This window comes from Paenibacillus sp. J31TS4 (genome assembly GCF_018403265.1).
Taxonomy (GTDB): domain Bacteria; phylum Bacillota; class Bacilli; order Paenibacillales; family NBRC-103111; genus J31TS4.
On record NZ_BOSI01000002.1, the window covers coordinates 913,865 to 936,209 of the forward strand.

Genomic DNA, 22,345 nt, shown 5'->3' on the forward strand with positions numbered 1-22,345 from the left:
CGATCGGGGGAAGGCTTTTTTGCGCATGGCCGGTAAGGAGGCGGAGGGCGGTTCGGGCTGGGTGCTCCCGCAGCAGACGTTTAATTTGCTCTCGTTTCTTTCATACTGAGAAAGACGCAGGAAGAGAGAACGGAGGGATGAGCATGTCGGTAAGGCAGGAGCCGCCTTTGTTTGTACTTAACGACTTTACGATTCTTCTGGAAACGCAGCATCCGGAATTCGAGACGGTCCGGCTGACGCTCAGCCGATTCGCGGACTTGGTAAAAAGTCCGGTGCAGCTGCATACGTATCGGATGACGCCGTTGTCGCTCTGGAATGCAATGTCCTGTGGAATGAAGCCTGGCGAGATGATCGATTTTTTGACCGAGTATGGAAAATTCGGGGTCCCGGCGTCCGTACGGGCCGAGCTTCTCCAGCTGACCGACCGCTACGGGCTGCTGCACCTGGAGGAGGAGGGCGGGAGACTGCTCCTCGTGTCCAAAAGCCCCGCGCTTCTGAATGAGCTGCGGGGATATTCCTCGCTTACCGCTTGGCTCGGCGAGCGTCTGGACCCCCGAACGGCCCTTGTTCCTTCTCATGCCCGGGGACTGCTTAAGCAAGAATTGCTCAAGCTTGGGTACCCGGTGGAGGACCAGGCCGGCTTTCATGTCGGCGAATCGCTTCCGATCCGGCTGCAGCCCGATCGGGAAGGAAGGGCGAGATTCGAGCTTCGGGACTATCAACGCGAAGCGGTAGACGCCTTTTATCGTTCTGAGGACGGGCAGGGGGGAAGCGGCGTGCTGCTCCTTCCATGCGGAGCCGGCAAGACGGTCGTCGGCATCGCCGCGATGAGCCGTTTGCAGTGCGCTACGCTCATCCTAACATCGAACGTGGCGTCCGTCCGTCAGTGGAAGCGGGAAATTCTGGACAAGACGGATCTGGGGGAGGATCAGGTCGGGGAATACGACGGGGCGACGAAGGAGGTTCGACCGGTCACGATCGCGACATACCAGATTCTGACCCACCGCAAGAGCAAGGACGACCCCTTCGGCCATATGCAGCTGTTCAACGAACGAGATTGGGGATTGATTGTCTACGATGAGGTTCATCTGCTCCCCGCTCCGATCTTTCGCGTAACAGCCGATATTCAAGCGACCCGGCGGCTCGGGCTGACGGCTACTCTTATCCGGGAGGACGGCTGCGAGAAGGAAGTCTTTTCGCTCATTGGCCCCAAACGCTACGAGGTGCCCTGGAAGCAGCTGGAGAGGCAGGGATGGATCGCCACCGTCCGGTGCCGCGAGCTGCTCGTACGCCTGAACGACAAGGACGGAAGGCAGTACCGGGAGGCCGCCGCGCGGCAGCAGCTGAGGATCGCGGCCGAGAATCCGGGGAAGGCGGATGCGGTGCTCCTACTGCTCGAGCGGCATGCCGGACAGCCCACGCTGATTATTGGGCAGTATCTGAAGCAGCTCGAGGAGCTGGCCCGGCGGACAGGGGCACCTCTCATTACCGGCGCAACGCCTCATGAACAGCGGGAGGAATGGTACCAGAAGTTTCGAGAGGGAACGATTACGCTCCTTGTCGTCTCCAAGGTCGCCAACTTCGCCATCGATCTGCCCGATGCGGCCGTGGCGATTCAAGTGTCGGGCAGCTTCGGATCGCGCCAAGAGGAGGCGCAGCGGCTGGGACGAATCCTGCGCCCCAAACGGGCAGGCGGAGAGGCCTACTTCTATTCACTCGTCAGCGAGGGGACCCGGGAACAGGATTTCTCTTTTCACCGGCAGCTGTTCCTCGTTGAGCAGGGCTATGAATACCAAGTGGAGGAGCTTGACGCCCGGGACATGACGGGCGCAGCAGGGCAGCCGGACAAGAACGGCGGCAGGTTCGCTTCGGCGCCGAGCATGCCGGTTAGAGAGGAGGAAAAGCGTTGACGGTCGTTGATGTGCTGAAGGCTTGGCAGCAGCAGGAGAACCGGGCAGCCGGCAGCCGGAAGTCTGGCGGGACGACCGGCGCTTCGTCACGGGCACTATCGGGCGAAGGCGAAGGGGCAGGGGCAGGTCAGGGAAGCAGGAGCTTCTCCTCGCTGTCGGCCTCCGAAGCGGCGGTTTGGCGCGGGCTGCTCATCCGGCATGGCCTTGGTACCGCAGACGACAAGACGATCGAGCGGCTGGCTGAGGCCATACGACGCCCGGGGGCTGAGGTAGCGCTGGCTCTAGCCGGCCTCCGGAGAAAGGGCTGGGTGCAGGCGGTGCGCAAAGGCTTCGGCGAGCACCTCATCCGGATTCCGCTGGGGTGCGCGGAAGAAGGGCTGGCGGAAGGCTTCAGCGGATTCGGCGGCATGACGGCTGAGATCGCCGAAGCGGACTTGCAGGAGCCCGCCTCGGAAGCGAGAGGGCTGCAGGCCGACCTGTTCGCCGCGCTGCTTGCCCTGAGCAAGGAGCCGGCCGCGGTAACAGCCAGAGGAACACTGGCCAAGCGGACGCTGGCCAAGCTCGAGAAACGGCTGCGCGTCGACCCGCTTGCACTGCGGGCGGTCGGGTTCGCGTACGTCCACTGCGACGTCTACAGCGAATCGGTGGCGCTTGTGCTGGACATTTTGCTGCGGGAAGGGCTTGTCCGGCAGGAGGCGGGCCGGCTCAGCCCGGTCAAGGAGCGCGTCGCCCGCTGGCTGGGCGAATCGGAACGATTCCGCGCGGCTAGGCTGTACGAGGATTGGCGTTCGCTCTGCCTCCCGCTGTTCCCTGCTTGGCTGCAGCTCGCCGTCCTGCTGCTGGAACGGCAGCAGGCGGGCGAATGGGTCCGTGTCTTCGATTTGACGGCTGTGCTTAAGCGGGCGGGGGCTATTTCCTGCTGCGCTTCGAGGGCGGAAGGGGAGAATGACGCGGAGCTGCCGGGCGAGGAGCTGGCCCGCAGATGGCTGCGTCCCTTAGCGTCACTCGGCTGGCTGGAGACGGGGAGGACGAGGGACGGGGAGCCGGCTGTCCGGTGGCCGCTGTCGATGTGGGGACCGCAGGAGGAGAGTGAACCATCCGCCGCAAGTGGAAGAGCCCATTTTTACGTGCAGCCGGATTTCGAGATCATCGTCCCGCCAGGTCTGCCGCTTGAGACCCGATGGAGGCTCGAGACGCTGGCGGAGCGAAAGGTGGCGGATGTCGTCAGCATCTACAGCCTCTCGCGTGACAGCTGCACGTCGGCGTTGAGAGCAGGATGGAAAGGCGGGGACCTGCTTGCTTTTCTTAGGGAGCATGCCTATTCTGGCCTCCCCGAGTCGGTGGAGCGGATGCTCGCCCATTGGACCGGCGGCGAGCAAGTGGGAGAGAAGGGGCTGGAGGAGGACAGCCTGCTATTTCCAGACGGAACGGGGGGCGAAGCTCGGAGTTCGGTTACCGGGCGAAGTGGAGAGGAAGCTTGCCCGGGCACCTTCCGGCTCCTGATCCAGCCGAACCGGGGGCAGGAAGAGCTTGCCGTATCCATCCCTGTGTACGAAGAGCTGTTCCCCGGCTGGCGGGAAGTGCCCGCCGCGTGGCTCAGAGAATGCCGCCCCTGTCATTTGTCGACACGCGTGGAGATCGCTCGGCAGGCGGTCAGCTGGCGGGCATCTCTCCTCCTTCGCTCGGCAGACGGCTCGCGTGAGCGGACGCTACACCCGCTCGGGGTCGTCCAGCAGGAGGGAGAGTGGATCGCAATCGGGTATTCGGCGGACGAATCGTCCGTACGGGAGCCGCTCTCCGCCTGGTCCAGCATCCAGCTGCTGCTTCCGCCGCGCCAGTAACAGGGAGCCGGCTGTATCTCCAATGGCGAGCTGCTCTCCTGCATTGAAGCAAAAAATACTCCATTTCCACGTGTTTCATGGTATGATGGAGGGGTGAAGCAAAGACAAGAATGGAGTGACAATGCCCCATGAGCACGATGGAAGCTTATGCCCTGGACATGTCCACCCTTCTTCTAGAAGCCTATGATCTGGGCGACCGTATCAATGGTTCCGCCGAAGTGGTGGATTACTTATATTGGAAGCGACGGATGAAGGAGGATGCGGAGGTCCACCGGCTGGTGAGAGAGTTCCAGCGCTATAAGGACAAGTTTGAGGAGTGCGAGCGCTTCGGCCATTTTCATCCCGACTATCACGCCGCGATGGATGCGGTCCGCGACTTTCAGGCCAAGATGGACGCGCACGAGACGATCCGCCGGTTCAAGGAAGCCGAATCCCGGCTGGACGATCTGCTCCACAGTGTTACGAAGATGATCGCTCGTTCCATTTCGGAGACGATCAAGACTCCTGGTGCCGATGAAGCGCTGACGGATGGAGGCTGCTCCGGCGGCTGCTCTTCCGGAGGAAGCTGCAGCGGAGGTTGCGGGTAGCCGTCCGGCTGCCCGCTTTTTTTACACCGCTGCACCGTTAGCGCCTACGCCTTCTGCAGCTGCAAGACAGGCTCGATCCGGCCGACGACGCGGCCTGCCCAGTTCGTGACGTCCGGCTTGTGGAACGAAGCAAGCGCTTCGAGCTCTGCCGGCCGCAGCAGGTCCGCCTGCTTGAGCGCCTCCGTCACCGCTGGGTAGAGCGCGCGGGCGGCTCCGTCCTCGACTTTGAGGGCCAGCCCGATGCCATGCTCGGGTACAGTGAGCGCGAAGACGCCTTCGGCACCCATCTTGCCGATGATGCGGCCCCCGGTTACCTCAATGAGTCGGGTATCGTAACGGTCGGTTCCCGCCAGCTGGAACGGGTGGCTCCGCAGGGCATCAAGTACCTGCAGGCAAGCGTCTCGGCGGGCATCGGCAAGACCGTCGGGCTTGCCCAGTCTGGCGAATGCGCGAGCCAAGCTGGTTAGGGCCAGCCCGAAGACCGGGACACCGCAGCCGTCGGTACCGAGCGGGATCCGGTCCGTTGCCGTGCCGCTCATGGAAGCCACCGTCTCCAGCATGAGCCGCTGAACCGGGTGATCGGTCTCCATGTAGGTATCGACCGGAGCACCGAGCTGGAGCGAGAGCGCCAGCATGCCGGAGTGCTTGCCTGAGCAGTTGTTGTGCAGCCGGCTCGGCTTCCGTCCTTGCTCGGCCAGCTTGCGGGCTGCCGCCGGACGGAACGGGTCATGCGGACCGCACTGCAGTGCCTCTTCCCCGAGTCCGAGCTTGGCCAGCAGTCCCGCGGCCGTGTCGATGTGCTCTTCTTCTCCGTTATGGGAAGCGCACAGCAGGGCGATTTCCTTCGGGGTGATTCCGAATCGTCTGGCGGCTCCCGATTCCAGAACGGGGAGAGCCTGGAGCGGCTTGGCGCTCGACCGGGCGAAGGTGACCGTATCGGGATTGCCGGCCGAATAGAGGAGGCGTCCCTCGTTATCCACGACGGCGGCATGACCGCGGTGCAGGCTTTCGAGAAGCGGGCCGCGGATTAGATGAACCAGAACTGTAGAGTCTTTCATAGCTTGTCACCTGCATCCTAATCTTGATGATAGAAAAGAGGAACGAGAGATGTTTACGGAACGAACCGGTTTGATCGTATGGGTTACCGATCTGAAACCCGCCCGCAATCTGGAGCGGTACGGCACGGTCCATTACATGTCCAAGAAGCTGCTGTACGTCGCCATGTATGTGCATACCGAGCGTCTCGAGGAGACGATGCGGGCGATCCAGCGGCTGCCGTATGTGAACAAGGTGGAAAAATCGCTTCGCAGCGAGATCCCTACTGAGTATACCAGCAACACGCCGGACAAAACACGTTTTTATTCTTTGTAATTATTTTCTGAATCCCTCATTGGAATCCGAAATAAAATGAAGTAAAATGAATGTAATCGGTTTCGCTATAGTCTGGTCGTCCTGTTTTTTCAGGAAGGGAGTCACCTTATGAGGGATAAGGTTATGGACCGGTGGAGCACGTACGAGCCGTTTTACGTCCCGCTGGCCGACAAGAAAATTGCCGACATCGTCATTACACACCATGCAAGAACCAGATGGATCAGTCGGGTGGAGAGCGGGGATCCCACGCTCGAGCAGATCAGCGACTTCTTGTGGATGAAACTGAAGGAGGGCTACATTAAGCCCTACTACCGAAACGAGCAGGACGTCTACCTCATTGACGACGATCTCGTGATGGTGGCCGAGTTTACCCGAATCGAGCAGGAAACCGATATTGCCGGCAATCCCCTCCACAAGATGATCGTCGTCACCTTTCTCGGCCGCATGTCGGAGACGATCGAGCTGCGCGATTTGAAGTCTTATTACTCCTGGCTGCGGCATTCCCGCCGCATGACGCTGATCAAGAACAGCCGCAAGCGAAGATAGCGCCTTGCGCTATTGGTTCCATAAGCAGACGGAGCGGATCCGTTTGCTTATTTTTCTTTTCTCCCCGGGATTCGTTCGTTTGCTTAGCAACAAGGGAATGATGGTATAATGAGGGGGAAAAGGAGGCGACTTCCATGGCGCCGACGTTCCATCAGCTTCATCTGTTTTATACCGTGGCCGAGAAGAGCAGCTTCTCCCGCGCCGCCCAGGCGCTGCACATGACGCAGCCAGCGGTGACGATGCAGATACAAGGGCTGGAGGATTACTACGGAGCCAAGCTGTTTCGCCGCACGACCAAGAAGATCGAGCTTACGGAGGCGGGTCAGGCACTGCTGCCATACGCCACGCGGTTCATAGGACTCATGCAGGAGGCCGACCGCGAGATGTCCCGTTTCGCCAAGAAGCAGCAGGGTCACCTCCAGCTGGGCGCCAGCTTGACGATCGGGGAGTATATTCTTCCCCGCCTGTTGGGACCGTTCGCCAAGGAATTTCCCGAGCTGACCGTCAACATGAAGGTGACGAACACGACCCGCCTCTTGGAGCACGTCCTCCGTCAGGAGCTGACGTTCGCGCTGATCGAAGCGCCGGTCCAGCATCCGGACATCCATACCGAGCCGGTGCTTGATGACGAGCTGCTTCTCATTGTCCCGGCGGGACACCCGTTGGGCCGTCAGGAGAAGGTGACGCTAAGCGATTTGAGAGGCTGCCCCTTCGTACTGAGGGAGCAGGGATCCGGCACTCGGCAGGTGATGGAGGAGCAGCTGCGCGCCCAGGGGCTGGATCCGTCCGACCTGCGGATCGATATGGAGCTCGGCAGCACAGGTGCCATCAAATCCGCGGTGGAGGCGGGGCTTGGCGTCACTGTGCTCTCCGAGAGCTCAGTCAAGCACGAGCTGGCGCTTGGTGTGCTCGCAGCCAAGCGGATCGAGGGCGTCCGCTTCAAACGGAGCTTTTATGTTTTATACTTAAAAGCGGCTCTGCTTCCGCTAGCGGCCGTCACGTTCCTTACCTTTATCCGGGAACGGGACCTGAACCGCTGGCTGTAACAGAGCCGCCGGGCCGCCCGGGGAGCAGCGGGTCGCAATCCGATTCAAGTACATAAGGAAGTAAGAAAACCGTGAACACATCGCAGATAGGAGGCGCTAGATGAGCGGATACGCGGATTTGCATACCCACACGACAGCGTCGGACGGCACGCAGCCTCCGGCCGAGAACGTCCGGCTGGCCAAAGAAGCCGGACTTGCCGCGATCGGGATTACGGATCATGATACGGTGGCAGGCATTCAGGAAGCGGTAGAGGAAGGGGAGAAATTAGGAATCAAGGTCGTTCCCGGCGTCGAAATCAGTACCGTGGCAGGAGGACAGGACATCCATGTCCTCGGGTACGGCATCGACGAACGCGATCCCGTCTTTTTGGATCGGCTGCGGCAGCTGAGAGACGTCAGGGAGACGCGCAACGAGATGATGATAGCCCGGCTGAACGAGCTAGGGCTTGCCGTTACGATGGAGGAAGTGTTGGCGGGTGTAAGCAAGACGCGGCCGGACGAGACGATAGGGCGGCCCCATATTGCGCAGGCACTCATCGCCAAAGGCTATGTGTCCAGCATGGAGGAAGCGTTCGAGCGCTACCTCGGCAAGACGGGAGTGGCCTATGTGAACCCTCCCCGGATTCATCCTTCGGAAGCGATCCGCTGGATTCATGAGGCGGGCGGAACCGCCGTGCTGGCTCATCCGGGACTTTACCACGACGACCCTCTCGTAGACGAGCTGATCGGCGAGGGGCTCGACGGAATCGAGGCGTATCATTCCGATCATACGCCCGAGGACGAGGCCAAGTACGCCTCCCTTGCGAACAGACACGGCTTGCTGGTAACCGCGGGTTCCGACTACCACGGAGAACGGCACGGCCAAGTGTTCCACGGGCCGATCGGCAACCGGCGGATTGCAGAGGATGTTGTAGAGAAGCTGCTAGAGAGAAGGAGAGAAGACCGTGCCAACCATTCGTAAAGCGATTATCCCGGCAGCGGGGCTCGGCACCCGCTTCCTGCCGGCGACCAAGGCCCAGCCGAAGGAAATGCTCCCGATAGTGGACAAGCCTGCGATTCAATATATCGTCGAGGAGGCGATCGCCTCCGGGATCGAGGATGTCATCATCGTAACCGGCCGGAACAAGCGGGCGATCGAGGATCACTTCGACAAGAACGTCGAGCTGGAGATGACACTGGAGGAGAAGGGGAGCACCGAGCTGCTCTCGATCGTTCGCGAAGTCTCCAACCTGGTAGATGTCCATTACATCCGCCAAAAGCAGCCGCTCGGACTCGGCCATGCCGTGCTGTGCGCGCGGAAGTTCGTCGGCGACGAGCCGTTCGCGCTGCTTCTCGGCGACGATATCATTGACGCCGACCCGCCATGTCTGCGCCAGATGATGGATATTTATGAGGAGACGGGCAAATCCGTCATCGGAACCCAGGAGGTGCCGTGGGAGGACGTTGACAAATACGGCATCCTGTCGGCGAACGGCCGGGAGGGCCGGATCGTCGAGATAGAGGATTTGATCGAGAAGCCTTCGCGGGAACTCGCTCCTTCCAATCTCGCTGTCATCGGAAGGTACATCATTGATCCTGCCATCTTCAGCATTCTGGAGACGCAGGAGCCCGGGCGCGGAGGAGAGATCCAACTGACCGACGCGCTGCGTGTCCTGAACCGAACCAAGCCTATGCTGGGGTATTTGCACCAAGGGCGCCGCTACGATGTCGGGGACAAGCTCGGATATATCGAGGCGACCATCGAGATGGCGCTGCGCCGGGATGACCTGGCTCCCCAGCTCCGCAGCTATCTCGCGGAGAAGATCGAGCAGTGGGAACTGGTTCCGCGACGGTAGTTCTCCGTTCCTGCTTTCTCCTCAGCCGTCATTCCCTTGCACTTATTCCATCTACGACAGCGGCCTCTTAGAGGCCGCTTTTTTTCTGATCATTTATAGACGGTTTTCCTCTATTGACAAAATCCTCCACAAAGGGTTATGGTTTAAACGATACAGGCTACATACAGGGTATATATATTGTCTTCTCGATTTCCGTTTATGTAACCGTTTTATTCGAACTTTCCCAATCGTAGACAGGAGATGACTGTAATGACCAACAAGCAACTGCAGATCGGCATAATCGGGTTGGACACGTCGCACGTTCCGGCCTTTACCGAGCTGCTGAACGATCCCTCACACCCTTACCATATTCCGGGGGCTCAAGTAATCGTGGCCTATCCAGGGGGCTCGGAGGACTTCGAGCTCAGCATCAGCCGCGTCGCGGGCTATACGGACACGCTGCGAGACAAGTTCCAGGTTCGGATTGTGGAATCGCCCGAAGAGGTGGCCCGCTCCTGCGACGCCATTCTGCTCGAATCCGTCGACGGCCGGGTGCATAAGGACCAGTTCGCTCTTATTGCTCCGTTTGGCAAGCCGGTCTTTATTGATAAGCCGTTTACGCTATCGTCTGCCGACGCCGAGGAGATGATGCGGCTGGCCGCCGAGCATGAAGTTCGGCTCATGAGCACGTCCGCTCTCCGGTATGCCGAGGGCCTCTCCGAAGCGCTCGCCGTCCACGACAAGGGAGCGATTATCGGCATGGACGTCTACGGGCCGATGGCGATTCAGCCGACGCAGCCGGGCTTGTTTTGGTACGGCATTCATACGGTAGAGATGCTGTTCGCCGCAATGGGCAAGGATTGTATCCAGGTGACCGCGACCACCAACGAGCAGCACGATCTGGTCGTCGGGGAGTGGGCGGACGGCCGTATCGGCACGCTGCGCGGCAACCGCTCTGGCAACAACCGGTTCGGCGCCCTGCTGCACCGCGAGCAGGATACGAGCTTCATCGATGTGTACGCGCATCCGAAGCCCTACTATGCGAGTCTGATGGAACGAGTTATGAAGATGTTCGAGGGCGGGGAGCCCGCCATCGATCCGGAGGAGACGATCCGCGTCATCCGCTTCATCGAGGCGGCGAACGAAAGCCGCGAAACCGGGCGGACCGTCCGGCTTTAATCCATAAGAAAAAGGTGAGGGCATTCTCATGAAGATGGCTAGAGTTGGCGTCCTGCTGGACCGGGCATTCGCCGATAAGCGTTGGTCGCACGGAATGAATGTATTTGAAGGCTATGTGACAGAGGTGCTGGCTCATGCCGGGATTCCTTTCCGGGAAACGGCATCGACCGCCGAGATCGGCAGAGACCGATTCGACGTCGTGATTGTCGCGCTGGCGGAGGAGACGGAAGAGAACGCAAGCCGGCTTCTTTCCTTTGCCGAGCAGGGGGGCGTCGTCATCGGCTATGCGGGATTGAACAAGCTGGCCGGCAAGCTGGGCTGCGTGGAGCGGCCGTCTGTTGCGCCGGGCTATGCGTTCCTTCCCGACGCCGATGTGCCTCTCCGCTTCCTCCACGCTCGGCCGTGGCTGGTGGAGGAGGAGAAGACGGGCTCGGCAAGCGGCACGGGCTATCTTCGCAAAGATAGCCCGAACGGAGCGAAGAGCGGAGCCGCGCTTCTCCGGTTCCCCGTTGGAGAGGGATTCGTCGACCGCTGGGCCGTGGACATTCCCGGAACGATCGTTGGTCTCCAGCAGGGGACAGCGCCGGTCTGGGAAGACGGCGTGCCGGCTCGCGACGGATCTGGCGAAGTAGCCGAAGGCATCCTGAAAGCGGACGACCGCTGCGAGATGGATTGGGAGCTCGACCGACTCAAAACCGAGACGGGAGCGCCTTACTTTGCCCATCCGTACGCTGATTATTGGCGCGAGGCTTTGCTGAGCCACCTGCTCGGCCGGGTCGTCGGCATGGGACTGACGCTGCCCTTCCTCGGCCCGTGGCCGGAGGGAGTTCCTCATGTCGCCATGATCTCGCACGACAGCGACATCAACCAGGATGTTCACGCTGAAGCGGCGCTGGACGTTCTTCAGGAATGCGGCATTCAATCGACGTGGTGCATGATCGAGCCGGGGTACAGTCCGTCTATCTATGAGCGTGTCAAAGAAGCGGGCCATGAGCTCGCCTTCCACTACAATGCACTGGATCAGCAAGACGGCCGGTGGGGCGCGGACGAGTTCGCGCGCCAATTCGACTGGCTCAAGAAGGCGACCGGTTTGCAGAAGGTCACCTCGAACAAGAATCATTACACACGTTTCGAGGGATGGGGCGAGCTGTTCCGCTTCTGCGAAACGCACGGCATCGAGGCCGAACAGACGCGGGGACCGAGCAAGAAGGGGAACATCGGCTTCCTGTTCGGAACCGCTCAGCCGTATTTTCCGATCGCCTGGTCGGATGAGCGCAACCGGTATTACGATGTGCTGGTGGTTGGCTTCCTGACACAGGATCTGGATCATCGGCATCTGGCCGATTCCAGCGTGGCGGAGCCTTTCCTGGACGGCGTGATGAGAGTCGAGGGCGTGGCGCATTTCCTGTTCCACCAGGTTCATATCAAGGAGCAACCCATGGTCACGGACGCGGTGCGCAAAGTCGTGCGTGAGGCGCGAAAGCGCGGCTTCGTCTTCTGGACGTGCAAGCAGATCAACGATTGGGTCCGCGCGAGAAGACGGGTGGCGATCCGGGATGTCGATGCGAGCGGTCTTGTCATCGTCGACAATGCGGCGGGGTTGGAGAACGTCGTCGTATGGGTGCCCGTAGACGCGGAGGAGGCCGCCAATGGCCCGACAGAGCTCAAATTCGGCATTCCGTGCCGGAAGCAAATAGTAACCAAGCAGACGGTATCGGCGTAAGACGGTGCCGCTGCTTTCGAACAAGAGCTAAGGGAGAGTGGAACAGATGGAAAAGGTGGCGGCAGGCGAGCAGCTGGCGATCCACGGCGGTCCCAAAGTCAAGACGACTCCGTTCGGCACCGGCAAACGGTTCGGATTGGAGGAAGCCAAGGAACTGCTGGAAGCATTGGAGCAGAACACGCTGTTTTATCATTTTGGCGGCAAGGTGAAGCAATTTCTCAAGGAGTTCAACGAGCTGTACAGAGTCGATTACAGCGTAGCGACTTCGTCCGGCACGGCATCGATCCATGTGGCGCTGGGTGCGGCCGGCGTCACGGCCGGAGACGAGGTCATTACGAGCCCGATCACCGACCAGGGGACGCTCATCGGCATTTTGTACCAGAATGCGATTCCGGTCTTCGCGGATCTCGACCCGCACACCTATAACCTGGATCCGGCGTCTATCGAGGCCCGGATCACCCCGCGGACGAAAGCCATTGTCGTCGTTCATCTGGCCGGCAATCCTTGCGACATGGATCCGATCATGGAGATAGCGCGGAAGCATAATATCAAAGTCATCGAGGATTGCGCGCAGAGCTATCTGTGCCGCTACAAAGGACGTCTGGCTGGTACGATCGGCGATTACGGCTGCTTCTCGACGAACGACTTTAAGCATATTTCCACCGGCGACGGAGGCATCGTTACGGTCAATTCCGGCGACGTGAACGATTATTACGTCACCCATGCGTTCGCGGACAAGAACTACAATCGGTTCGGCGACCTGTTCAACCGCGACCTCAATTACCTGGCGCCCAATTACCGGATGACGGAACTCCAGGGTGCGGTTGGCATCGCTCAGCTGAAGAAGCTCGAATGGATCTGCGAGCAGCGCAAACGCTATGGAGACCGGATTACGGAAGGCTTGAGAGGCGTGCCCGGCATCTCGGTCCACGAAGTAAAGGAAGGCAACGAGTCCACCTACTGGTTCTACATGATGCGGATCAAGGAGGAGGAGCTGACCTGTACGCGTGAAGAGTTCAGTGCGGCGCTGAGTGCCGAGGGGATTCCGAATACGCCCGGCTATATCAAGACGGTGGTTTACCTGCAAAGCCTGTTCCAGCAGCGGCATGCATATCCGGGAACGCACTATCCGTTCGATTTGTCCGATACAACCTATGAAGAGGGACTGTGTCCGACGGCGGAGGCGATCCTGGAGACGGCCATTCGTTTGACCGTGAACGAGTTCTTCACCGAGGACGACATAGAAGCAACGATTCGCGCCGTTCGCAAGGTGGCGGAGCATTACCGCAAATAATTGAACTGGAAAAACCCTCGGGCTGCCGCGAGGGTTTTTTTGTGGCTTTAGGTTCTTCCTAGAGGCTGACTCCGCAGGAAGGCGATCATTCCGTCTCAGGACTGGAGGGCGGGAGCGGAGAAAGGGTCAGCGGCGCGAGGAGGCAAGCAGGGCGGAAAACCGTTCCGCCATTGAGCGCGCACTCTCCATCCCGCACCAGAACAGTTCCATCTCGGCCTCCAGCTCCTCGACCAGCTGAGGGTTGCGGAACACCTCGTGAAGAAAATGGCCGCCTCGGATGTGATCGTCCGTTAGGAGCAAGGCTTCCCTCTCCATAGGGCTGAGCAGCCGGGAATTGACCGAGTCGAAGACAGAGAGGAAGCCGAGTCCCTTCATGATTTTCTGTTGGAGCATCGGCTCCAGTGCCGTATGCAGGAAGGCAACAGCCAAATCCTTCACCGCGCTGTCTTTGGGAATGACAAATACGTTCGCCGCCAGCAGGGAGTCCCGAGCGGGGCCGAACGGCAGCGGGGCCATCTGGGGGGTGAAGGGGAGTAGGTCGCGGATCCCGGCCAACTCGATGGAGGTCGTCAGCATCATCGCGGCCTTCTGCAGCTCGAATGCGCGGGAATGCAGCCGGATCGAGGGGGAGCAGGGAACGGCCGCCTTCCGCTCGAACATCAGGTGATGAAGATAGCGTAGCGTGCGGAAAAGCGCATCCGGTTCTGCGGTCCCGTCAAAGCGGACATCGTTCTGCAGCGCGATGACCGGCCAGCGGCTTAGCGAGGTGGAGAGGGACAGGCCGTACTGATCAACGAGCCCGTCGCCGTCCGTATCTCGGCTGAGTCGGGTGGCGGCGTCCAGGAATCGGTCCGCATCCCAATCCGGGCCGGGGAGAGGAACGCCTTCCTGTTCGAACAAGCGCGAATTATAGGCGAGATAGACCGGAGAGAAGGTTACAGGCGCCGCCAGCTGAAGGCCGTTCGATCGGAAAGCTTCCAGCAGCCAAGGATAAACGGACTCTGTTCTGCCTGCCAGATCGGCGCTAAGATCTTGCAGGGAAGCCGCCTCTTCGATCTCGGCAAACTGACGGTTCGACAGGAAGACGAGGTCGGGCTCGAAGCCCATCTCGCGGCTTGTTCGGAGCGATTCCCAGAAGTCGAGCATCGGGAACCGGACCAGCTTGACCTCCACAAGCGGGAATCGGTCGGCGAATGCGCCAAGCAGCAGCGGAAACGCCTGCTCCACATAGTGGGAGGGAGAAGTGGCGATGATGCGAAGCACCTTTCTCCGTGGCGGGTCAAGCCGGAGATTGGGGTTAACGATCGTCCCCTGTCCGATTTTTTTGACGATGAGTCCTTCCCCTGCCAGCTGATCGAGCGATTTGCGGACAGAAGTGCGGCTTAGTCCATAAAATTTGCACAGCTCATGCTCCGACAGGAGATAGTGCCCCGGACGGATAAAGCCCGACAGAATTTGCTCGCGAAGAATGCCGGCCAGCTGGGTATAACGGAATTCGTGTTCTCTTCTCATAGCGCTTTCCTTTATCTAGGTAGGATAGAGTTAGATTCCAGTTTATAGGAGAATCTGTATAATAACAAGTAAGATACAGGAATTGTTTATTCGCCTGCGCTTCTTGTATGGATGAGCCGGGGAACAAATGGGAAATAGCGAGAAAACATAAGGTTTACAGAGCGTGGAAGCCCGTTTGAACAAAATAAAAAGACACAATAAAGACTTGTACTGCACTTGTGTTTTGCCTAGTTTCGGCATATCATTTTAACTACCAAAGTAAGCGCTTTTATGGGAAAGTCTTGCTAAGCGGCTTACGAGCCACTAGACGAAGGAGTGTTATTGTTGAAGACTGAACAAACAGCGGACAGAAGCCTGCTTGCTCGCCCCCCTGTCAAGAAGACCCACTCGACAAGCCTACTCAGCCGGCTGAATCGTTACAAGTGGTTCTATCTCATGATGACGCCGGGCCTGTTGTACTACCTGATCTATCATTACGTCCCGATGGGCGGGCTCGTCATCGCCTTCAAGAACTACAATCTGATGAAAGGCATCTGGGGCAGTGATTGGGTGGGGTTCGACAATTTCCGTACGATCTTTTCCTCCCCTGACTTCCCGCTGCTCATGCGGAACACGCTGCTGCTCAGTTTTTACCGGATCATCTTCAACATGCTGCCTGACGTCATCCTTGCGCTTATCTTGAATGAAATCCGGGTGGCTTGGTTCAAGAAGATCGTTCAAACGATTACATACGGCCCGTACTTTCTATCCTGGATTATTGTCTACGGTCTTGTGTTCTCCTTCTTCGCGCCCGATTCCGGGTTGATCTCCACCTGGTTCCGCGACATGGGCTGGACGCAGATCGACGTGCTCACCAACAAGGATGCCTTCCGGCCTCTCCTTCTCATCACGGACCTCTGGAAGAATACGGGCTTCGGTGCCATCATCTATCTCGCCGCCCTGGCCGCCATCAACCAGGAGCTGTACGAAGCGGCCGTCGTGGACGGAGCCGGCAGATGGAGGCAGATGTGGCATATTACTCTGCCGGGGATTCGGGAAGTATTCGTCCTGATGCTGATTCTGAAGATCGGCCACATCATGGACGCGGGCTTCGATCAGGTCTACATCTTCCTGAATGCGAGAGTTTACGATGTCGGCGATATTATCGATACTTGGGTATTCCGGCGCGGCCTCGAGAACCTGGAATTCAGCATTGCGGCGGCAGTCGGATTCTTCAAATCCGTCATCGGATTCATCCTCGTCATCTTCGCCAACAAAGTTGCCAAAAAACTCGGTGGATCCGGGATCTGGTAGGAGGCTCGCATATGTCATACGTACTCAAAAAATCCAAGGCCGATCGTGTCGTAGACGCTGTCCTGTATACAACGATGGCCCTCTTCTCCCTCTCGACGCTGTTCCCGCTCTATTACGTGTTCATTATGTCGATCACTCCATTTGCGGAGGTGCTGAGGAACGGGGGCTTCGTCATCATTCCGGAGACGTTGACGTGGGAGGCCTACAAAACGATATTCGGAAGCCCGGTCGTTCCACAAGCGCTCAAGGTAACCGTGATCATTACCGTGGGAGGGACGTTCCTCAACCTGCTGGTCACCACCTTGCTGGCCTACCCGTTGTCCAAGAAAGCACTGCCTGGCCGCAACATTATCCTGATGGCGATCGTATTCACGATGCTGTTCTCGGGCGGCCTCATCCCGACCTACCTCGTCGTTCGAGCGACCGGACTGACGAATACATTGTGGGCGCTTATGATTCCCGGTCTCGTGTCGACGTTCAACATGCTTATTATGAAGACCTACTTTCAGAATTTGCCCGAGGAGGTAGAGGAAGCGGCCAGAGTGGACGGAAGCGGCGATATTCAGACGCTAGTCCGCATCATCCTGCCGCTGTCGCTTCCCATTATGGCGACGCTGGGCTTGTTCTACGGAGTTACCCACTGGAACGCCTACTTCGGTGGGATCATGTATTTGACCGATAAGTCGCTGATGCCGATTCAGGTCGTGCTTCGGAACATGATTCAGACGCCGAGCGTCAGCTCCGAGCTTGCCGTCGATGCTTCCTTGGTTCAGCAGCTTCCGCCGGAGACGATCAAGATGGCGACCGTTGTGGTGGCGATCCTGCCCATCCTTGCCGTCTATCCATTCCTGCAGAAGTATTTTATCAAGGGGATGCTGATCGGGGCCGTTAAAGGCTGACTTTCACCCAAGCAAAACCGGTCCGCCGGTTTTGCTTTTTTCTTTGGCCGATAGGAGGGGCAGACGAGGGATAAAGAGACAATTTATAGGTTTGGAAACCGCTCTCATTGTGTGTATAATGATGATACTGATACTTGTATGATACCTATATCTATTATAATTAGGAAAGTAGGCGACAATATGAGTAAGCTGGCAGTGGACGGCGGACAGCCGGTCCGTACGAAAGCGTTTCCGGAATGGCCGATTTACGGTGAGCTCGAGGAACGGCTGCTGCTCGAAGTTCTGCACAGCGGGAAGTGGGGCGGTACGGGCAGGGTCAAGCTGGAGGAGTTGGAGCAAAAATTTGCTGCGTACCAGGACGCCAAATATGCGGTAACTGTCGTGAACGGCACGGTCGGCATCAGTGTAGCCCTGCAGGCGGCTGGAGTCCAGCCGGGAGACGAAGTCATCATGCCTCCCTATACCTTCATTGCCACCGCCTCCGCCGCTCTCCTTTTCGGAGCCATTCCCGTTTTCGTCGATATAGAACCCGACACGCTGCTTCTCGATCCGGAACGGGTGGAGGCCGCTATCACCCCGCGGACCAAGGCGATCATTGCGGTTCATATTGCCGGAGCTCCATGCCGGCTTGACCGGCTGAAGGAAATTGCGGCCAAGCACAACATCCGGCTGATCGAGGATGCCGCCCAAGCCGTCGGCGCTCAGTGGAACGGAACAGGAGTCGGCGCGATCGGCGATCTGGGCACCTTCAGCTTTCAGTCCAGCAAGAACCTCAACTCCGGTGAAGGGGGCATGATCTTGACGAATGACCAAGCTCTTGCGGATATGGCTTGGTCGATCGCCAACGTAGGCCGGGTCCGTGGCGGAGCCTGGTACCAGCATGAGCATATCGGCTGGAATTATAGGATGACGGAGTTTCAGGCGGCCATCCTGCTCGGGCAGATGACGCGGCTCGACGAACAGGTGGCCCGTCGCGAGAGAAACGGCCTGCTGCTGACAGAGATGCTCGGACAAATCGACGGCATCGTGCCTCTGCAGCGCGCGCCTGAGATTACCCGCCATGCCTATCACTTATACATGTTCAAGCTCGCTCCCGAGGTGGCGGACCGCCTGGATAAGAACGACGTGATCGCCAAACTGAGCGCGGAGGGCATTCCCACAAGCTACGGGTACGTTCCGCTTAACAAGAACGAGGCGGTATTAAGTGAGATCCGCAAATGGACGGGAGAGGATAGAACTTTCTCCTGCCCGGTCAGCGAGAGGGCAAGCGACAAAGAGGTTATCTGGCTTACCCAGAACATGCTGCTTGGCGACGAGTCGGATCTCGAGGATATCGCAAACGCCGTGCGCAAGGTTATGGCGTCCTATTAATGTACGATGTTCCATCTGGATACGGACAAAATCGATGTAGAGGACAGAAGAGGAGGAAGCGGATTGAGACGATTGGGAGTATTGACGGACGAGGTGTCTCCGAAGCTTGTCGAGGCGCTTGAGTGGATTGAGCAGCAAGGATTCGAGCATGTGGAGATTCGGATGGTGGACGGCAAAAACATCATGACAGTTACCGACGAAGAAGCGACGCTTATCAAGGAATCGGTTGCTGGACGGGGGCTGTATGTCTCCGCTATCGCCTCTCCGGTTTTCAAATGTGCTCTTGACCCCAAGCGGGCGGTCGCTTCCGGCGATACGTTCGGTCAGGATGAAGAGAGCGTGGAGGCCCATTTTGCTAAGCTTCAGAGAGCATTCGAGGTGGCTCAGCTTCTCGGCACCAATAAAATTCGCATTTTCTCGTTTTGGAGGGAGCAGCAGCCGGAGCTGTACGAAGAGGAGATTGTCGGTCATTTAAAGCGCGCAGCGGAGCTGGCCGAGAAGGCCGGCATCCTGCTGCTGCTGGAGAACGAGCCCGCCTGCAATGGAGGATTTGCGGCAGAGGTCGGACGTCTTGCTCGCTTGGTGGACTCTCCTGCTCTTAAGGTACTGTGGGATCCGGGGAACGAGGAATATGGCGGTTGTCCCTCTTTCCCGGACGGGTATGAGCAGGTCAAAGATGTGCTGGGCCATGTTCATTTGAAGGACGCTTACCTGACAGAAGAAGGAACGCCCCGCTGCGTTCCGATCGGGATGGGCAATGTTCCTTTCGAAGCTCAGCTCCGCGCGTTGGAGCGAGACGGCTATGACGGCTTGTTCACAATCGAAACCCACTATATTCCCGAGGGCGGCACCGCAATGGAAGGGACAGCCCTCACCCTGCGCGGCTGGAAGAACATTGTAACGGAGGTGGGAACGGCTTGACCAAATGGAAATTCGGATTGATCGGCTGCGGCAGCGTCTCCGAGTTCCATCGCAAGTCGATTGGGGAGCTTCCCAATGCAGAACTGGTGATGCTGTCGGATCGGACGGAAGCAAAAGCGAATCAGATCGCCGCGGCCGAAAACTGCAGATGGACGACCGATTACCGGGAGCTACTGCAGGCTTCGGATGTGGACATCGTCTGTCTGACGACAAGCAGCGGTACCCACGCCTCGATCGGGATTGAGGTTTTGCGGGCAGGCAAACATTTGATCGTAGAAAAGCCGATCGCCATGACAGCGGCAGATGCCGATCGCATGATCGCGGCAGCCGAGGAAGCGGGCGTCACGATCAGTGTCATTTCCCAAAGAAGATACGAGCCTCAGCACCGGCTGCTTCATCGGCTTATTCAGGAAGGGCGTCTTGGCAAACTGCTATTGCTGGAAGCAACGACTCCGTATTACCGGGGGCAGGATTATTACGATTCCGCCGACTGGAGGGGAACCGTCTCTCAGGACGGCGGGGCGCTTATGAATCAAGGCATTCACCAGGTCGACCTGCTGCTTTGGCTGGGCGGCGAGGTGGTGTCGGTCTTCGGGCATACGGCGACGCAGACGCACAGGATGGAAGCGGAAGACATCGGAGTGGCCGTCACCAAGTTCTCGAACGGAGCCCTCGGGACCGTAATGGCTTCTACCAGCATCCAGCCAGGGTTTGCTCCTTCGCTCGTCGTTTATGGGGAGAAAGGGACGGTCAAGCTGGAAGGGTCCACGATTACCCACTGGACCGTTCCTGGTGTTGACCAGCCTGTCTTTGAGAGCCCGGCCACGACGGGTGGCGGGATTTCCGACCCCAAAGAAATTCCGATTTACTACCACAAGCAGCAGATCGCTTCCGTACTGAAAGCGTTGGAAGAGGGGAACCCCGTTGAGATCGACGGCACGGAGGGCAAACGCGCTGTGCAATTCATCGAGGCCATCTACCGTTCGTCGGCCTCCGGCGAAGCAGTTCAGCTCGTGGAGTAGGAGGGGCAGGAAGGATGGAAGCTATGCAGCTCGGAACATCCTGCGTTGAGATTACCCCTGTGCATCCGGTGCCTTTGGCGGGCTTCGCACACCGGATCGGCGTATGGGAGAAGGTGGAGCGAAGGCTATATTTACGGGCATGGATGTTTGAGCAGGCAGGGCCGGACGGATCTCCGGCCCGCGCGCTGTTTGTCCAGGCGGATATCATTTGGTGGGGTCCCGAACGTGTCGGGAAGTTGCTGAGCGAATTGGAGGACCAGACGGGCATTCCCCGTTCTTCTATTATTCTTCACGCTTCGCACACCCATTCGGGGCCTCAGACGTCCAGTTGGTTCCTTCCTATTCTCGGAGTGATGGAGGAAGGGTACGTGTCCTATCTGGAGGACCAGCTGTTTAAGGCGGTTCGGCTGGCTTCGGGTAATATGGAGAAGGTTCAGCTGTCTCGCGGCGCCGGAACATGCCGGATCGGGATCAATCGGCGCAAGGCGGTCGATGGATCGATCGTCATGGCTCCCAATCCGGACGGCGTAACCGATCCCGAGGTTTCCGTTATTCGGTTTACCAGGCTCAGCGACGGCAGGGACAAAGGAATTCTGTTTCATTATACCTGTCACACAACAACCACCTCGGACAATGCGGTGTCATCGGAATTCGCCGGTGCTGCCGTGGAATCGCTGCAGACGACCGTAGGGGAAGACGTTCTCGTTTCCTTCGTTCAAGGCTGCTGCGGCGATATTCGCCCGGCACTCATCAAGGAAGGGGCCTTTCACAGAGGGGATGCGGAGGATGTAACCCGGTTCGGCGAGGAGCTGGCCAACGCCGTCCGTTCGGTTCTCGCTTCGAGGATGGATCCGCTCGACCCGTTACCGCTGATCAGCAAGCGAACGGTTGTCGACTTGCCCTTCGAATCGCAGCCATCCTCCGAAGAGCTAGCGCAGCAAGCGGGCCAACCCGGTTATATAGGGCAATGGGCAAGTCTACTTCTGGCTCAGCCTGAGAGGAACCGGCCTTCAGCGGCGATGGAGCTCTCTCTCATTCGACTGGCAGACGGCTTCGGCATGGTCGCGATGAATGGGGAGGTCGTGGTAGAATACGGACTCGCCGTGAAGAAGCTATCGAGCGATGCATTGTGGCCGGTTGCCTACAGCAACGGCATGATCGGATATGTGCCGACGGCCGCCCAGGTTCGGGAAGGCGGCTACGAAGGCAGAGAGTCCGCTCCTTACTTCGGTCTTCCCGCAGCATTTTCTCCCGAACTGGAAGCCAGGCTGCTTGGCGGAATTAAGGAACTGCTAGCTGAATAGGAAGAAGCTTGGGCATCGAAGACGATGCAGTTGGCATCATTGATTCATTTGGAATGAATTTCTTTTAGCAAAAGGGTTGCGTTCGAGCGGCGGATCGTGGTACATTAGATCTCGCCGCTTCGGACGGCCGGTTGCTTACAGAGAGCCGGACAAGCAAGCTCAAAAAGAAATTTAAAAAAAGCTTGCAACCGACGAACGGATATGATAGTATATAAGAGTCGCTGATAACGAGGCGATGAACAAACGAAACATCAAATGCCCTTTGAAAACTGAACAACGAGTGAGTAATTTAAGCCAGCGCAGTGCGGTTTTCGAACCCATTGCAACTGTTTGAACAAATGAGCGAATCGCTCTTTCTTTAAAACGTTTCAAGATCCTCGGGTCTTGGGCACTTTTATGGAGAGTTTGATCCTGGCTCAGGACGAACGCTGGCGGCGTGCCTAATACATGCAAGTCGAGCGGAGCTCTTGGCGATCTTCGGATCGCCCTGGGCTTAGCGGCGGACGGGTGAGTAACACGTAGGCAACCTGCCCATAAGATCGGGATAACTCACGGAAACGTGAGCTAAGACCGGATAGTTGAGAATGTCGCCTGGCATTCTCAGGAAAGACGGAGCAATCTGTCACTTATGGATGGGCCTGCGGCGCATTAGCTAGTTGGTGAGGTAATGGCTCACCAAGGCGACGATGCGTAGCCGACCTGAGAGGGTGAA

At 58.4% G+C, this 22,345-nt stretch carries 19 protein-coding genes and 1 rRNA gene; 18 read left to right on the forward strand and 2 right to left on the reverse strand.

The features are described from left to right. The first annotated feature begins 143 nt into the window (after positions 1-143). The 3 genes from KJS47_RS14905 (at position 144) to KJS47_RS14915 (ending at position 4,338) form a co-directional block, all read left to right on the forward strand. The gene (locus tag KJS47_RS14905; protein WP_213525809.1) at positions 144-1,910 is read left to right on the forward strand and encodes a DNA repair helicase XPB; all 1,767 of its coding nucleotides are present in this window, start codon (positions 144-146) and stop codon (positions 1,908-1,910) included. Beyond that, the gene (locus KJS47_RS14910) at positions 1,907-3,751 is read left to right on the forward strand and encodes a helicase-associated domain-containing protein (RefSeq protein WP_213525810.1); all 1,845 of its coding nucleotides are present in this window, start codon (positions 1,907-1,909) and stop codon (positions 3,749-3,751) included. Before KJS47_RS14905 ends, KJS47_RS14910 begins: the two co-directional genes overlap by 4 nt. Before the next feature lie 128 nt (positions 3,752-3,879). Beyond that, entirely contained in the window at positions 3,880-4,338 is a 459-nt protein-coding gene (locus tag KJS47_RS14915) for a YlbF/YmcA family competence regulator (RefSeq protein ID WP_213525811.1), read from the forward strand. A gap of 44 nt (positions 4,339-4,382) precedes the next feature. On the opposite strand, the gene KJS47_RS14920 is transcribed toward KJS47_RS14915, so the two are convergent. Further along, entirely contained in the window at positions 4,383-5,396 is a 1,014-nt protein-coding gene (locus tag KJS47_RS14920) for an asparaginase (RefSeq protein ID WP_213525812.1), read from the reverse strand. A 49-nt stretch (positions 5,397-5,445) separates the two neighbouring features. Between KJS47_RS14920 and KJS47_RS14925 the strand changes: the two genes are divergently transcribed. From KJS47_RS14925 to KJS47_RS14960, 8 genes are all read left to right on the forward strand, one after another. Beyond that, positions 5,446-5,709, forward strand: a complete 264-nt coding sequence (locus KJS47_RS14925; protein WP_213525813.1) for a YlbG family protein — start codon at positions 5,446-5,448, stop codon at positions 5,707-5,709. Positions 5,710-5,817: 108 nt separating this feature from the next. After that, positions 5,818-6,255, forward strand: a complete 438-nt coding sequence (locus KJS47_RS14930; protein WP_213525814.1) for a hypothetical protein — start codon at positions 5,818-5,820, stop codon at positions 6,253-6,255. Between the two features lie 134 nt (positions 6,256-6,389). After that, the gene (locus KJS47_RS14935) at positions 6,390-7,301 is read left to right on the forward strand and encodes a selenium metabolism-associated LysR family transcriptional regulator (RefSeq protein ID WP_213525815.1); all 912 of its coding nucleotides are present in this window, start codon (positions 6,390-6,392) and stop codon (positions 7,299-7,301) included. A gap of 100 nt (positions 7,302-7,401) precedes the next feature. Next, complete coding sequence (locus KJS47_RS14940; RefSeq protein WP_213525816.1) at positions 7,402-8,262, forward strand: PHP domain-containing protein; 861 nt, start codon at positions 7,402-7,404, stop codon at positions 8,260-8,262. After that, positions 8,246-9,136, forward strand: a complete 891-nt coding sequence (galU, locus tag KJS47_RS14945; RefSeq protein ID WP_213525817.1) for a UTP--glucose-1-phosphate uridylyltransferase GalU — start codon at positions 8,246-8,248, stop codon at positions 9,134-9,136. The genes KJS47_RS14940 and galU overlap by 17 nt, the downstream gene beginning before the upstream one ends. Positions 9,137-9,385: 249 nt before the next feature. Next, positions 9,386-10,294 carry a Gfo/Idh/MocA family protein gene (locus tag KJS47_RS14950; protein WP_213525818.1) on the forward strand — a complete coding sequence of 303 codons (909 nt, stop codon included), beginning with the start codon at positions 9,386-9,388 and terminating at the stop codon, positions 10,292-10,294. A gap of 28 nt (positions 10,295-10,322) precedes the next feature. After that, positions 10,323-12,017 (forward strand): polysaccharide deacetylase family protein, encoded by a 1,695-nt coding sequence (locus KJS47_RS14955; RefSeq protein ID WP_213525819.1) that lies wholly within the window; start codon positions 10,323-10,325, stop codon positions 12,015-12,017. Between the two features lie 46 nt (positions 12,018-12,063). Then, positions 12,064-13,311: a DegT/DnrJ/EryC1/StrS family aminotransferase gene (locus KJS47_RS14960; protein ID WP_213525892.1), complete on the forward strand. Its 1,248-nt coding sequence runs from the start codon at positions 12,064-12,066 to the stop codon at positions 13,309-13,311. Between the two features lie 126 nt (positions 13,312-13,437). Here KJS47_RS14960 and KJS47_RS14965 read toward each other — a convergent pair whose 3' ends face one another. Then, positions 13,438-14,823 (reverse strand): extracellular solute-binding protein, encoded by a 1,386-nt coding sequence (locus tag KJS47_RS14965; protein WP_213525820.1) that lies wholly within the window; start codon positions 14,821-14,823, stop codon positions 13,438-13,440. Between the two features lie 324 nt (positions 14,824-15,147). On the opposite strand from KJS47_RS14965, the gene KJS47_RS14970 reads away from it, so the two are divergent. The 7 genes from KJS47_RS14970 to KJS47_RS15000 all read left to right on the forward strand — a co-directional run. Further along, the gene (locus KJS47_RS14970) at positions 15,148-16,116 is read left to right on the forward strand and encodes an ABC transporter permease (RefSeq protein WP_249716389.1); all 969 of its coding nucleotides are present in this window, start codon (positions 15,148-15,150) and stop codon (positions 16,114-16,116) included. An 11-nt stretch (positions 16,117-16,127) separates the two neighbouring features. Next, positions 16,128-17,015, forward strand: a complete 888-nt coding sequence (locus KJS47_RS14975; protein ID WP_213525821.1) for a carbohydrate ABC transporter permease — start codon at positions 16,128-16,130, stop codon at positions 17,013-17,015. A 180-nt stretch (positions 17,016-17,195) separates the two neighbouring features. Then, a complete protein-coding gene (locus KJS47_RS14980) occupies positions 17,196-18,386 on the forward strand; it encodes a DegT/DnrJ/EryC1/StrS family aminotransferase (protein WP_213525822.1) in 1,191 nt (396 codons plus the stop codon). A 63-nt stretch (positions 18,387-18,449) separates the two neighbouring features. Beyond that, on the forward strand, positions 18,450-19,307 hold the full coding sequence (locus KJS47_RS14985; RefSeq protein WP_249716391.1) for a sugar phosphate isomerase/epimerase family protein: 858 nt from the start codon (positions 18,450-18,452) through the stop codon (positions 19,305-19,307). After that, complete coding sequence (locus KJS47_RS14990) at positions 19,304-20,329, forward strand: Gfo/Idh/MocA family protein (protein WP_213525824.1); 1,026 nt, start codon at positions 19,304-19,306, stop codon at positions 20,327-20,329. The genes KJS47_RS14985 and KJS47_RS14990 overlap by 4 nt, the downstream gene beginning before the upstream one ends. Before the next feature lie 14 nt (positions 20,330-20,343). Beyond that, positions 20,344-21,633, forward strand: a complete 1,290-nt coding sequence (locus KJS47_RS14995) for a neutral/alkaline non-lysosomal ceramidase N-terminal domain-containing protein (RefSeq protein WP_213525825.1) — start codon at positions 20,344-20,346, stop codon at positions 21,631-21,633. A gap of 393 nt (positions 21,634-22,026) precedes the next feature. Next, positions 22,027-22,345: ribosomal RNA gene (locus tag KJS47_RS15000) — 16S ribosomal RNA — on the forward strand; the annotation flags it as partial.